The 13,604-nt window shown below is 41.2% G+C and carries 10 protein-coding genes and 1 pseudogene; 7 read left to right on the forward strand and 4 right to left on the reverse strand.

Features of this window, described 5'->3' with window-relative positions:
- Nucleotides 1-54: 54 nt before the first annotated feature.
- Nucleotides 55-1,224, reverse strand: a complete 1,170-nt coding sequence (locus VFDL14_RS04165) for a patatin-like phospholipase family protein (protein WP_032552818.1) — start codon at nucleotides 1,222-1,224, stop codon at nucleotides 55-57.
- Nucleotides 1,225-1,601: 377 nt separating this feature from the next.
- Between VFDL14_RS04165 and VFDL14_RS04160 the strand changes: the two genes are divergently transcribed.
- The 4 genes from VFDL14_RS04160 to VFDL14_RS04145 all read left to right on the forward strand — a co-directional run bounded on the left by VFDL14_RS04160 (nucleotide 1,602) and on the right by VFDL14_RS04145 (nucleotide 7,565).
- On the forward strand, nucleotides 1,602-3,257 hold the full coding sequence (locus VFDL14_RS04160; protein WP_050487471.1) for a hypothetical protein: 1,656 nt from the start codon (nucleotides 1,602-1,604) through the stop codon (nucleotides 3,255-3,257).
- A gap of 354 nt (nucleotides 3,258-3,611) precedes the next feature.
- Entirely contained in the window at nucleotides 3,612-5,588 is a 1,977-nt protein-coding gene (locus VFDL14_RS04155) for a carboxylesterase family protein (RefSeq protein ID WP_032552820.1), read from the forward strand.
- Between the two features lie 77 nt (nucleotides 5,589-5,665).
- A complete protein-coding gene (locus tag VFDL14_RS04150; RefSeq protein WP_032552821.1) occupies nucleotides 5,666-7,120 on the forward strand; it encodes a phospholipase D-like domain-containing protein in 1,455 nt (484 codons plus the stop codon).
- A gap of 49 nt (nucleotides 7,121-7,169) precedes the next feature.
- Nucleotides 7,170-7,565, forward strand: coding sequence for a glycine zipper family protein (locus VFDL14_RS04145; RefSeq protein ID WP_032552822.1), 396 nt, complete (start codon nucleotides 7,170-7,172; stop codon nucleotides 7,563-7,565).
- 60 nt (nucleotides 7,566-7,625) lie between these two features.
- Here VFDL14_RS04145 and VFDL14_RS04140 read toward each other — a convergent pair whose 3' ends face one another.
- Nucleotides 7,626-8,549, reverse strand: a complete 924-nt coding sequence (locus VFDL14_RS04140; RefSeq protein ID WP_032552823.1) for a LysR family transcriptional regulator — start codon at nucleotides 8,547-8,549, stop codon at nucleotides 7,626-7,628.
- Nucleotides 8,550-8,732: 183 nt separating this feature from the next.
- On the opposite strand from VFDL14_RS04140, the gene VFDL14_RS04135 reads away from it, so the two are divergent.
- The 3 genes and pseudogenes from VFDL14_RS04135 to VFDL14_RS24135 all read left to right on the forward strand — a co-directional run bounded on the left by VFDL14_RS04135 (nucleotide 8,733) and on the right by VFDL14_RS24135 (nucleotide 10,845).
- Entirely contained in the window at nucleotides 8,733-9,482 is a 750-nt protein-coding gene (locus tag VFDL14_RS04135; RefSeq protein ID WP_032552825.1) for a hypothetical protein, read from the forward strand.
- A gap of 278 nt (nucleotides 9,483-9,760) precedes the next feature.
- The gene (locus VFDL14_RS04130; protein ID WP_032552826.1) at nucleotides 9,761-10,105 is read left to right on the forward strand and encodes a hypothetical protein; all 345 of its coding nucleotides are present in this window, start codon (nucleotides 9,761-9,763) and stop codon (nucleotides 10,103-10,105) included.
- Between the two features lie 18 nt (nucleotides 10,106-10,123).
- Nucleotides 10,124-10,845, forward strand: a pseudogene (locus tag VFDL14_RS24135) (transposase).
- A gap of 54 nt (nucleotides 10,846-10,899) precedes the next feature.
- On the opposite strand, the gene VFDL14_RS04125 reads toward VFDL14_RS24135, so the two are convergent.
- Both VFDL14_RS04125 and VFDL14_RS04120 read right to left on the reverse strand, forming a co-directional pair.
- Complete coding sequence (locus VFDL14_RS04125; RefSeq protein ID WP_032552827.1) at nucleotides 10,900-12,240, reverse strand: FUSC family protein; 1,341 nt, start codon at nucleotides 12,238-12,240, stop codon at nucleotides 10,900-10,902.
- A gap of 9 nt (nucleotides 12,241-12,249) precedes the next feature.
- On the reverse strand, nucleotides 12,250-13,602 hold the full coding sequence (locus VFDL14_RS04120; RefSeq protein WP_032552828.1) for an FUSC family protein: 1,353 nt from the start codon (nucleotides 13,600-13,602) through the stop codon (nucleotides 12,250-12,252).
- Nucleotides 13,603-13,604 lie beyond the last annotated feature (2 nt).

Consider the following 13,604-nt stretch of genomic DNA (forward strand, 5'->3'; position numbering starts at 1 on the left):
CTTAGTTCACTCACTTTCCTTTAGTAGCAACAGGTATCTTTATGTGTAATTTTGTTAAGGAAGCTCTGTCTCCCACAATTGATCTGTCATGGCTCTTTGGTACCCATAAAGATAAATTGAACGCATGTAGTTTTCATCGAACATATTTCGAGTTAGTTTTTCGTTGGAAAAGTCTTCATCAATATAAGTGAACTGCATGTCTATTTTTCCCACCTCGCTAAAGTATTTCATTCTGTACATATCCCCTTTAGCTTGAAGTACGGTCAGACTTGATAAGCTTTTCGTCAGTAAATCAACGCCTTTGTCTTTAACTGGTTTGTACTGTGGTGTAAGCAACCCATTACGGATTACATGTAACTGAGGGGCTTCATTTAACCCTAGGGATTTTGAAATTTTTGAATAATCAAAATTCGATGGATTAAAAAATACTTGTGCAGATAAGCCGCCATCAACATGTAGTTCTTCCAGTTTGTTCCCACCGTCATACACCTCAACAAACTGTGGTGGGAAAACGCCAGGTATAGAAGCACTTGCCGCAAGGACTTGGTGAATTAGATCAGCTTTATTAGGCAATGAACTATTCGCAATAGCACCTATATTCCAAATCATCAGTTCACCAGAATCAAAATGTGTTGTTCCTATAAATAAACGTCTTCCTTCACTGTGCGCTACTGCGATTTTATCGATCATCGAATCTGGATAAGACTCCTTAATAAAGGACATCAACTTTGATCCTTTAGCAAATGAGTCTTTAAATAGCGTGTTCAAAAAGTTTTTTCGACCAAGTACAGAGCTATCATCAATATCGAGCATGACTTCTTTTAAGCGATCTAACTCGTCTTCACCTGAAAAAACAAATGGTGCAATGAGTGCACCCGCACTGATACCTGTAATCACAGAGTAATCTTCTAAACTGCCTTTATCTCTTAGTCCTAGAATGACTCCCGCTCCAAACGCACCATTGGCACCTCCACCAGAGAGGGCCAAAATATTTAAACGCTCCCCACTAACATTAAGCGGAGACGTTTCGAGCTCAGTATCATATAAAAAGTCTGGTTGCTCATTTGCCCAAAATCGGAATGGCTCTTCTTTATTATCTTCTGGTAGAGCAACGTGCTTGTAATTTTCTTGTGAGACACGGATGTCAAGTTCATGAGAAGTACTACAGGCAGTAAGAACCCCCAGTATCAAGATGTTAAATGTGATCTTTGCAATTTTATTCATTGGAAATCTCTATCTAAATTAATAGAAACGCACATCCTGAGCCTGTCTTTCATCCGTACCCATGCATTCTAGTTGGATAACCGTATTCTCCCTCTATCGCTATTGAATGATTAAATCCTCACATGCTCTCATCAAGGTGCAAAATCCCCCGACTTCCACCCGATAGAAAGCACATTTTCTAAATATCGTCGTATCACCTGAGGACGCAACCCTTCAGTGGGGATTATTTGAATCACTCTACTGTCGTTAATCTATGCGTAAACGGAGTTAAGTCCCAATGTACTGACTCCCGTAACCTGAAGCAGAGCAAAGGATGTTCTCGATCACGTAGATTCTGCAATCCCATAGTCTTGGGAGTGCTAGTACGGTAAAAATTAATGAAAAACATCAGATTCGATCAAACAACGACAGTAAAGGCTAAAGCTGTCGTTCTTTCTTTAACGCTACTATCACTTTCTCCACTTAGCTTAGCTAAAGATACAGAGACAACCTCCATTGAAAGTATCAATCAAAGGAAATCTGTATTTTCTCAATACGGTATCAGTGAAGATTTACCTAAGCTCGGAATTAGCTCACTATCACAAGGTGAGCATTTGGTAGAGCATCTACTACGCACGGTCGAGTATGAAGGCACACGTAAAGACGCTGAAGCCTATGTCGTCAAGCATACAGACCACAAAGGAAACATTGATATTCGCTTCAAGTACGATGAAAAAAAATTTGAGGGGGAAGAAGAACTCGTCGATGTCATCGAGAACTCCACACGCACACAGTACCGGCTGCGTAATTGGGCTCAAGCATACGACCCAGCATCTGTTCGCGCCATTGATCACGGTGGTGGTCAGGTAGCTGTGTCTTTTAACTATTCAAAGTATGGCCTTCCACAAGATATTTCCTATTTTCGTCATATGCGTGTTGAAATAAAGACCCTTGATGGAAAACCCCAGCAAATGACCATAACTAACCGCAATAAATTCAATCTAGAAGGTATCAATGTCAGTCGCTATAAGCAGGTAATTACATTCAAGTCAGAACTTAGCGATGAAAGCCTTATTGATAAGCGAATAGTAGAGATTGAAGGAAGCAAAAAAGGTAAACCAATTAAAGTGACAGAAATTACAGAGCCAGTTGCACTGTACAATGACTCTGGTGTCAATGTCATGGATGAACCCCTCCTTGCTGAAGTCTCTGACCCACGTCTACGAGAAGAAAAAGTTGAAATAAATAGTACATTCCCGTTACTAGGGGATATGGTAAGACAACAAGGTATTGATATACCGTTACCATTTGGTGTTTCTATTGCTTATAGAAACCAAGATATGAACTTGCCAACCAACGATTTTGTTATTCAAGGTGTGCGGCTAAATGAAATATTCGATCCTAACGATACAATCGCTACTGTTGCTGCAGAGTCGGTGACATTGCGCGGTGATGTCAACATTCTTCCTTTTTGGAATGTATTCGGGTTTGTCGGTAAAATTAATGTGGATGCAAATGTAGACGCCTCCTATACAGGTAAGATAGGTGAAGAGTTACAGGACAAGCTAAACGATAGGTTACCGGGTCTAGGAGATAAATTTTGCGATGAAGTATCTGTCCTATGCGATACGGGGCGTCTCAATGTACCACTCCAACTGGAATATGACGCGCTAGGAGTGGGCTCGACCTTATCTATAGGTTACAAAGAATTCTTTGCCTCAGTGACTGGCACCTATTCATTAACAAGACTGAAAGGTAATACTGACTGGGGTGACGGGATTGTCACCGTACAACCAATGCTAGGATACCAACTCGTTGACTACCGAGCTCAACTATTCGTTGGTGCAGAGTATCAAGGATTAAAAAATCGAATGCAGGGCCATGTCGCCGCGGGTGGGATAGAATTTGATTACGATGTCGGGGTCGATGTAAACAACTGGGCCTATCTAGCAGGTTTTAATAAGCAACTCGGCAAAAATTACAACCTGTCATTCCTGTACAACAAAGGCGAAAGTCGAAATTCTATGACCCTTAACCTGGGATATCGCTTTTAATCAGGTCCCACCTTAATAGAGGCCATTTAAGGCCTCTATTTTTTTATCTAATTCATCTTCGTTTTAAGCCAGTTCATATACCCGCTCCTTTTCAATCTTCATTTCTTTTACACCTAACCTCAACTTGGCACTGGTTCTAAATTCTCAATGGTTAAACGTGTCGTCATATATAGCAAATACTATTGTAGGGTTTCGTCCTCTTTACGCGATTAATCCATATATCTGAATAGCGATAAAATTAACCACCTGTTCTTCTACTGCTTGTCCCATTGATGGGAGTTACACCGCATGGATCTGCTCGTTCAATGAACTAAAACCGGCCAACGAAAAGCCAAAATGAACGTGGATTAAAATATGAACCTCTTGAAAAAATTGCCAATTACCATTGCGACATGCGCAGCTCTCATAGGTTGTGATAATTTAGAACTACAACCATCCGTACCACTACCCGAGCAACCAGAACCGATTGACGTACCTCCAGCAGAAACATTCCAACGTGATATTGGCAATGCCAGTTTAACTGCACTTAAAGAATCACTCGTTATCCGCGATCTTACAGGGAAAGAGAGATTAGCTGCAGTCGAGTCATTTAAAGGGATTCAATATGCTGAGGTTAAGCGTTTTGTACACAGCGAAAAGCACGACTTGTCTGGTGAGATTAACGCTACGCAATTTGGTGATGCTTGCCCACAGGTACAACCAACCGCTGAATCTCAAAGTGAGCAATGTTTAAATCTTAATATCTGGCGCCCTACAAGTACTGAAGCAAACGATGATCTACCCGTGTACGTATTCATTCATGGTGGCGATTTTGAGTATGGCTCCGGTGCAAGCCCACTTATTCAGGGCGACACAGTTGTCGCACAAGGTGCAGAAGAAGGTAATCCGTTTATTTATGTTTCATTTAATTATCGTCTTGGTGAGCTAGGCTCACGTTGGGTTAAAGGTGAAAATATTGACGGCAACTACGGCCTTGGTGATCAGCAAGAAGCCCTAAAGTGGCTCAAAGACAACATTCAAGACTTTGGTGGCAACCCTGATAAGATTACTTTAATGGGGCAAGGCTCTGGTGCGATGTCCATCGCACTATTACAACAGCGAGTTGCACAAGGTTCGTTGAACGATGATCTCTTTCATCGTGCAATAATGCAAAGTCCACCTACAGGTTTTGATAACAAGAGCTACCAACAAGCTAAGCGCGATCATGATAATACTCTGGAACATTGGGATACCGCTCCGATAGAAGAGATCCTTCAGGTTCAAGAAGAAAAACTTGATTCTATCAATCGACTAGTATCTTGGCTGACGTTAAACATTAACTTAGGTTTGCTATATAGTGACGAAGCATCACCGATGAGTGCACTAATGCCTTATGCACCATACCTGCAATGTTCTAATATTGATCTGCTCGGCAAATGTGAGGAAGGCTTCCCGCAACCGTCACTATCACATTTTGTCGTACCGACGATGATTGGTGTCAACGCAAATGAAGCTGACACTATCAGCTTACTGCCAAACCTTACCTCCCTAATTGCCATTATTATGGATGAGCTGGGAGATCGTGAGACAAGCGAAGAGCTCATGGCGAACGACATCTTGGCGTGGGTAGAAAGTGAGGATAACCGAGAACAACTTAAACAGCACCTTAATTCAACGACGAGCCTCGACGCAGGGGCAAACATTGAATTGCCAAAAAGTGCTTATGAAGCGGTAACATCTCTGTTTTATGGCCTCAATAACACCACAAGTAAAGAGTTACTAGCACTGGGTGATTTTTATCCAAACGATGAGCATGAATTGGATGGGGCGCTAAATAACATGCGCCAATATCGCACGCTCATGAATGACACTCTGTTTACCGGCCCCGCACGACAGCAAGCAGCGAATAGTGATAACAGCTCTTTCTATTACTTTGAACACAAACCAAGCTTTAACGTTTGGACACCGAGCCCAGTCCCAAGTGAAGATGGCGAAATCAGTGATTTATTAAAGACGGTTAGTTGTATCAGTGGTGCTTGTAATAGCTCTGAATTGCCTTTTGTATTCAATAAAAATGTAAAGCGTGATGGTACTGAAGTACGTCCGAGCAAGAAAGACCAGCAGCTAATGGGCGAGTTATCACGCCTATGGTTTAGTGAAGCACTCTTTGATGCATACAGATACGATATCACCCAAGACGAAATCCTATTAATTGACCGCAATGGTATTCAAAGTTCAGGACCTGACTGGGATAAATTCTCAAATGAAGGCCTTGATCCAGCATTACGAAATGGCCGCCTAAGTGGATTGGAAGATTTAGGTATTCTTCTGGGGTACATGCCGAAGTCATAAGTTGGCTTCTGTCTATAATGGGGGCGACTGCCCCCTTTAGCCTATTTCATCATTGATTACCTTTTTAAGCTCGAATAATGATTAAATTTTTACGTAGCACCATAGTGTTAGTTTTGGCACTAGTCACCCTTGGCTGTGCACAGCCCTACCCTGAGGTCCCAAACGATTTTGAGAACAACTGGGTATCGAAGTCTTATACAGCTCAAGCTTTTGTATTACCTACTGCCGATGATGCCTTCGCACAACGCATCAAATTGGTACGAAATGCCACTGATTACATCGAAATAACATACTTCTCTTGGGATAAGGATGTTCTCGGCTTAATGCTACTTAATGAACTGAAAACCGCGGCAGAGAATGGAGTTAAAGTACGAATAGTTATCGATGATTTATTGGTTTTCAATGAAAAGTGGCTAGCGGGGGTAGCAAGCCAAGAGAATATTGAGATTAGAATATTTAATCCATTTAACTCGCGCTCAGCAGGTTGGCTAGGTCGCGCAGTTGACTTTAGTGTGCATCAAAAACAACTGGATAACCGACTGCATCAAAAATACTTTAATGTTGATGGCCAACAAATGATTTTGGGTGGTAGAAATATTGGTGATAGTTACTTTGGCTATAGCAACAAAGCGAACTTCTTTGACATGGATGTGATTTTTTCAGGCGAAGTAATCAATGTCTTTGAAAATAAATATGAAGAACTATGGCAACACCAACTGACCATCCCTATCCACGATGTCATCAGTGACAGTAGCGCAAAAAAAATAAAATCTTTTGAAAAGCAATACCAAAAGATAAAGCCAGCTGGTGAAGAACGTATTCGTCATATCGAAGAAAAAGTCGCCTCACTTTCAACACCAAAGTACCTAAATGTCAGCGCGATACCTGTATTCGATGAACTGGATAAAACTGAAAGCCATTTCCCATACCTCAGAATACGCGGCGAGCAGTTTATAAGTGATTATGTAAGCAACGCAAAAACAGCGATTATATCAACACCGTACTTACTTCCAACGGATGGTGAGTTTTCAGTAATAGATCAACTCCTGGCTGCTGGTGCAGACGTCACAATCATCACTAACTCGTCAGCATCAAATGATTCAGGTTTTGTGCCTGCTTACTATGAAGAGCACCGTAAAACGTTGTTAGCTAAAGGCGTAAAAATTCTCGAATACAAAGATAACGCTAAACATGATGACCATTACTACGATGTGAACACAAACTATCACAACAAAACGATCATCATTGACGACAAAATCACCTTCGTAGGGTCGTCCAATTTCGACCCTAGGTCTGATTTCCTTAACATGGAGCTTGGTACATTTGTGAAAAGTGAAGCGTTTGCGCAACAAGTTAAAAAATACTTATTCAAGCATCAATCTGAGATCTACTGGCGGGTAAGTATGGATGATGAAGGGGGAATCACCTGGAGCGATAGCCATACCTCTCATTCGGATGAGCCAAACTACAGTCACTGGCACCACCTACCAAACCGAATTTTTAAACACATGAACGGTGAATCTGAGCTATAACGCTTCACCAATTCTGAGCTATAACGCTTCACCAATAAAGAGAATAAACATGAGAAAAATATTGCTACCTATCGCCTTATACATCCTAACCTCATCCAATGTATTCGCTGAGATAATCGTCGATTCAAAAGGGGTCGACCAACAACAATATCATGCAGATATGTATGAATGTCAGCAACTAAGTGAACAGGTAAAAGGCACTCCGTCGCAACAAACTAGCGTCATAGGTTCTACTGCGCGTGGTGCACTATTAGGCGCGGCAGGTTCCGCGATTGCCGGAGGAAGCGGATCCGATGGTGCCAAAGTGGGGGCAGGTATCGGCTTGGTCGGTGGAGGAATCAAGAAAAACGCTCAAAAAGAAAATGTGGCCAAACAGCACGAGTTAGAGAAAGACCAAGTAATGCGAAACTGTTTAATCGGTCGTGGATATACTCCCTTGAATTAGATTGAAGTAGACATCGTAGAACACCAATATACTCATATTGGTGTTCTACTTGGCTTTGAGCTACAGTTGATTGGAGGTATCTTGTAACCTTCTGTAACGCGCCACATATTCATCAATCGCTACAACTATTGACTTCTTGACGTCCAGTACTTGTTTTGACGGCAAACTTACAAGTGAAATAGAGCATTTCATACCACTTTTCAGTTCGTCGAATATCAGTGGTTCTAGCGAATCGGTTACAAATTCCGACTCGTTTAAAACCTTAGGCAACCATGCCCAGCCAATTCCCTCTTTTACCATCTTAATGACTAGGGCCAGTTGGTCATACTCCTCGACATCTGCCGAATATACCACTTTGTCCTTAAATCCTTCTTCTACGAGTGAACGTAACAATAACTGACGATTGGTCTTTAACTCTCCGAAAACTTCATTGGGTGGCACTTGTGACATTGGACTTCCTTTTCTTACAAACGGCAAAAATTCCATATGTCCTATGAAGACAGAATCAAAACCTTGAATTCCACTGCGTGAATGCCCTAGCATCAAAGAAAAGTGAATATCCCCTTCGTGCATACCTTCTTCCGCAGCTTTGTTAGAACGTACGACAAAGTTAGCTCTCAACATTGGAAAATCTTTTCCAAGTTGTGCACGAATAAAAAAGAGTAAATTGTGGGGTATGAAACTTGGGTAAGCAATCGTCACCTCTTCTAATCCACCATAGGCTAGACTCATCGCCACTTTGTCAAAAACACGTGTTTGTTCTACCGACTGCTTAGCATAATAGTAAAGTACGTGTGCTTCTTCTGTTGGCTCGATACTACGGCTAGTTCTTTCAAATAACTGAACTGCGACCATATCCTCAAGGTTACTGATAACCTGCCCTACTGTGGTTCGATGCCTATTAAGCTTAATGCCAGCTTTGCTCAATGACCTAAGTTCATAAACGGTTACAAAGGCCTGCAATTGCTCAATACTGAAGTTCATTTATCCCTCACACTGTTTGTAACTCGACAAGTTAAAAATAGTAGCACCTGCTGCCTAAGCACCCTAATTATTTGATGGATCACGTCCTCAAGTAGTGAGTAGGTACACATCCAATGCTCGGCAATAATAACTCACGAACGGAACAATTAACAAAAGGGATGTCTAAATCAAACAGGTTCAACAATGAAAAAAATTAACTCATTAACACTCGCCCTTTTACTATCTTTGTCAAGCAACCAATTACTCGCAGCGGATTCAGAAGACTCACCAAACCCTTCAGATATCACTGAAGTCAGCACTTCTGCTTATTTCGGTATCAATAATCAAGGTGGTGTCAAAGGCTCAATTGCTCGAGGCTTTGGATTCTCAGAAAAAACCGAAGGGATGATCACAATAGAAGCTGCTATTGATGAAGAAGGCCACTATTCAGATAGCCGTTTTCAGTACTTCCAAGTGTTCAACACAAAAAATTACGTAGTACCTAAGGCGGCAGTATCACTGGATGTGATGGACAATGATATGTTCACTTCGGCTTCTCTAGGGTCAGTTATTGCTATTAACCCAGGAGTTAAAGGGTTAAGTATTTTTCCAAGAGCTGGGGTACTTGCAGGCGAATACTCGGATGCGTCAGTAAATCAATTTAACGTATCTGATCGTGGAACTACCGGTGCTTCTGCCGCTCTATACGTTTCCTACACTATGGGTAAAGACGGCACCTACATCATGGTTAGCCCAGAGTACAACTACCTAGGCGGCGATATCGAGACATCCATGCTAAAGACCAGTGTTAAAATGGGAACACCATTTTCACAAGACAAAACACGATGGGGGGAAATTCGCTTAGAGAACACAGATATGAAAATGGAAAGCGCAAGTAAGAAAATAAAGAACAATGACACAGTGGTTTGGGCTAATTACAAATTCTACTTCTAATTTCATAACTTTACATAGTTGCCTCAACTGAGCAGAGCCCTATAGCCCCCTCACTACTTTAGGGCTATGGGGCTAGTAGTAAACAAACAGCCATAACACATCAAACTCACTAAGCCGCCACAGCTCAAAACCCAATCATTACGGAAACAGTGATGAGAAACTGTCATAGTCTTATTTTGCAGAAATAAAAGGAAGAAAAGTACTCATAAAGTTTGGCAGTCGCAAAATTTATTGACTATAGTGCTTTTTGTTTATCAAAAACTAGCGAGGTTCCCCCCATGTCTTGTACTAATTCACACTCCCATCCAGAACATGTTCATGGTGAAACCTGTGGTCACACTGCGATTCGTCACGGCGACCATATCGATTACCTAGTTGAAGGTGAACTTCATCATCCACACGGTGATCACTGTCATGCACACACACTTGAAGTGAACAAAACTAACCCTGCAGAGTGTAACCAGGTTCACTCTTGTGGTAACCACATTCACGGTCCTGATTGCGGCCATGAAGCAATTAAACACGGTGACCATGTCGACTACATCGTAGATGGGCGTCTACATCACCAACATGATGGTCACTGCGATGATCACGGCCCAGTTGAGGTTGTAATTGGTGAATAAAGAGAGTTCAAACCCAAATTGAACCTTAGTTACTTCTGTTTAAACAGCTTCGCAGCGTTGTTTTGGGTTGACGAAGATGCAGTTACTGAGTGGAAACATTCAAAGCAGGGAGTGCGTGGTAGAACTCGCATATTTAGTGTTCTCATCATCACCACAGCTCTTATGGTTAAGCGTGTATTCACGATGCCTTTAAGAGCATTACAAGGCTTTATTGACTCGGTGTTTAGGCAGGCCGATGTTCCATTTAGATATACACAGTACCTGCACCAGCCGTCTATACTTCCCTCGTCAAATTGTTACTGCGGAGCCAAGTTTATCTGGTGTGACCAATGCCGAAGTACTACCAAATCTTCTGAATTAAACTCGACGTACCATCAAAGCGATACCAGGTGTGATGATGTTTATGACACAAGAAAGTGTTGTGAATCTATCGGTCGCGAGAAGACCTTTCCTTTGATACCGCCACGCGAAGGCGCAGCTTTTTTTGAGATAAAGGACATCCCAGCAATCAGAACACCAGCTGTTAAAAGTTGTACATTTCAAACAAGAAATGCAAGCAGAAATATCGCTATCACAAATGCTCACTGACTGAGACCGCTATACGTAAAGTGAAACAGTTTATTGGTAGCTCATTGAGTCGAATAAACTACAATACGCTGATTGCAGACACTTGCACCACGATCAAAGCAGTGAACAAGCTTACTAGGCTAAGTAAGCCTGAAACCAAGTATATTGGCTAAGATAGAGTCATTTGGAATGCCAGCGCTTTGAGCATGATTTCGGAAACAAAGCCTTCATTTGGTATACTTTAAATCAAGATCGGAAAAAAGTCGCCCCCATGTGTAAATGACCACCAACACAATAAATGACACTAAATATACACTTATAGGACCTGTAATGTCATAGATAGGAGTTGACCGTAGTGCATCTTTTGTCAACAAAAACAGAAAATTGCAGCCCATTACTATAGAGACAAGACTCGGCCAGTGATGCGCAATAAACATGATGAATAGAATATTAATTGAGTAAAACACTATTAAGTCGTACACACTATCTAGTGCAGGTAGAACAAAAACATATTCTAAAGTAAACAAAAGCCCAAATATCGAGAGTGTTTTTATCGATAAACGAGCGCCGGAGACGGGGTTCCTGACTAAAATAACAGAATATATAACTCCAATCATAGGAAATAGGTTCCCGCCAGGAACATCCAGATAGCGCCAAGATAAAATACACGTTATAAAAATGAGAAGAGTCTGAATTACGTATATCAATCTACCCTTTAATGGAACATCATAGCATGGGTAATTTCCATATGAATTATTTGACAAACCACTCTTAATCAACCAGGAAATTAAAGATTCATGACTTCGATTAGGATCAGAAAACGCCTTCAATAGAACCGCTTTGCCATCTTGTATTAAAGCCTCATCCTCGATTCTATTCATAGACCTTAGTGTTGAATATTGCTTTAAAGCTGCAATCATATTGTGCCAATACTTTCTCTCACGAGCTAACAGATAACTTCCTTGAATTGGATGGGATATGAGTTCATTGAGTTTATAAATACCAGAATTGATGGCTTTTTCTTTGTTATAAAAAGGTTCATCATCCCAACAGACCATTTTTTTTACGTCGTCCGCGATAGAGTAAAAGTTACGCTCAGTATTCGAAGCGAATATGACCTTGTTAACCAAACTGTATATAACTACCCCTAACAATGTTTCTTGGATTCTAAGCGCAACCAGTTCAAATGACGTGATATCATCGAAGTGACCAACTGAGGTAACCAGCGTAGTTACTATGAGCGCCGTTGACCACATATGCCCCGATTTATGATGAGTTGACATGTAAATACAGCCAGACAAAAATAGGGAAAACATACAAAAAAAACGCAGTGGTTGTTGACTGAACAATGAGATTAGAAGTACAGCAACGCCTGATCCAATGACCGTTCCTAATACTCTTAGTTTCGCCTTAAGTAAGGAGTGAGAATATGTCTCAGAGCCTGCAAGAACGACTACAACCATTACAGACCAATTGGCCTTCTCCCACCCCAAAAGCAATGAGATATAAATGCACAATGCAATCGAAAACACTGTACTGAGTGTCTTCTTTATCGTCAACTTGTCCATTTTCAATTCCTAGCCGCATGAATTACGCATCGTATTGAGCAACTTCAAAACTAATGCAAACAGAGCTAATAAGAGTAGTACATTCACAATGGTTAACATTGGGCCAATTACATCATAAGAAGGAATTAACATTACTGCACCAGAAGTAAGACCGACCAACAGATCTAAACCTAAAACCTTAACAAAGCTCAGCTTCGGGTGTGAAAATACCTGACATACAATGAAAGCGTTGATAAAGTAAAACAACCCCAGTTGCCAAGCTTCAGTCATCATTGGAAGTAGCAACACATATTCAGTTAGAAACAATAAACCGAACCCAATAACTGATATTGCCGTAAGAGGTATCGTGACCAATGGAACGAGAGGCAGTATCGATGCTAATACCGCGCCAAGCAGTGGGAATAACGTACCTCCTGGTATTGGGGCGTATATCCATAGCAATACACAACATAAAAATACCCCAACACTTTTTAAAGCCACTCCATAACCTTGCTTAACAAGTTGCTTAAACCTCCGTCTGTCGGGCCTCTTTAGTGCATCTTTTCTTGCGCTTTTTTTTTCGTTATCATCTATCAAAAAAGAATCACAAGGAAATTCTGGGGCGAAAACTTCAAGTCTTCGTTTCACCTCTGAGTCGCTTACTAACTTTCCGTCTAATGTATCAACTTTATCTATTAAAATAGCCAGCTCCTGAGTTCTAACCTTCCAGTTCGAAGAGTACTTATTTAGAGCCACACTATCACCTAATGGCATAAACAGTACGCGTCGTAGATTAGAGGTTTTGTTTTTTATGTCTTGGCATATTTTTCGTCTACTTACTTGATCATTAGTCTCCATCGCTTCAATTAATTGAGTTCTCACTTCATCAAATAACGCTATAAAGTTGTCTTCTGGCTTTACAGGCCAAAGCAAGCGAAAAACCGTCGAGTAAACAATAACTCCCACTACTGTTTCTTGAAGTCTAAGAACAGACGTTTCGAATAGTGCCACACCATCTAGGTTCCCCATGGCAGACAGAAGAACCGTTACGGGAAACCCTAGAGCGAAAATGTAGCCATACCTCGGTTCAGCAGACATCACTACCGACACACCAAGTAATAATGTCAGCGCTGCAATATATAACTCAGGTTCTTGTGGAAAAATCATAGTAAATAAAGTGGCAAAAAATATAGCAAAACATGTACCGAACAGACGGTTATGCCACTTATTTATCGCAATAGAAGTCCCCTCAACAGTTGATATCACAATACACGTTATCGCAGCCCAGTAGGGTTTATCCAAACCCAATGATATTGCGACCAATATAGCTATAGAAACCGCCAATGCTATTTTTATCGATTCTTTAGTTGAGATACTGAACATAG

The organism is Vibrio fortis (assembly GCF_000695685.1).
Lineage (GTDB): Bacteria > Pseudomonadota > Gammaproteobacteria > Enterobacterales > Vibrionaceae > Vibrio > Vibrio fortis_A.

Bases quoted from the DNA above. Each gene is read 5' to 3' on its own strand.
- VFDL14_RS04140 (WP_032552823.1), bottom strand. From the start codon at position 8,549: ATGAACTTCAGTATTGAGCAATTGCAGGCCTTTGTAACCGTTTATGAA.
- VFDL14_RS04150 (WP_032552821.1), top strand. From the start codon at position 5,666: ATGATTAAATTTTTACGTAGCACCATAGTGTTAGTTTTGGCACTAGTC.
- VFDL14_RS04165 (WP_032552818.1), bottom strand. From the start codon at position 1,224: ATGAATAAAATTGCAAAGATCACATTTAACATCTTGATACTGGGGGTT.
- VFDL14_RS04125 (WP_032552827.1), bottom strand. From the start codon at position 12,240: ATGGACAAGTTGACGATAAAGAAGACACTCAGTACAGTGTTTTCGATT.
- VFDL14_RS04155 (WP_032552820.1), top strand. From the start codon at position 3,612: ATGAACCTCTTGAAAAAATTGCCAATTACCATTGCGACATGCGCAGCT.
- VFDL14_RS04135 (WP_032552825.1), top strand. From the start codon at position 8,733: ATGAAAAAAATTAACTCATTAACACTCGCCCTTTTACTATCTTTGTCA.
- VFDL14_RS04120 (WP_032552828.1), bottom strand. From the start codon at position 13,602: ATGTTCAGTATCTCAACTAAAGAATCGATAAAAATAGCATTGGCGGTT.
- VFDL14_RS04160 (WP_050487471.1), top strand. From the start codon at position 1,602: ATGAAAAACATCAGATTCGATCAAACAACGACAGTAAAGGCTAAAGCT.
- VFDL14_RS04145 (WP_032552822.1), top strand. From the start codon at position 7,170: ATGAGAAAAATATTGCTACCTATCGCCTTATACATCCTAACCTCATCC.
- VFDL14_RS04130 (WP_032552826.1), top strand. From the start codon at position 9,761: ATGTCTTGTACTAATTCACACTCCCATCCAGAACATGTTCATGGTGAA.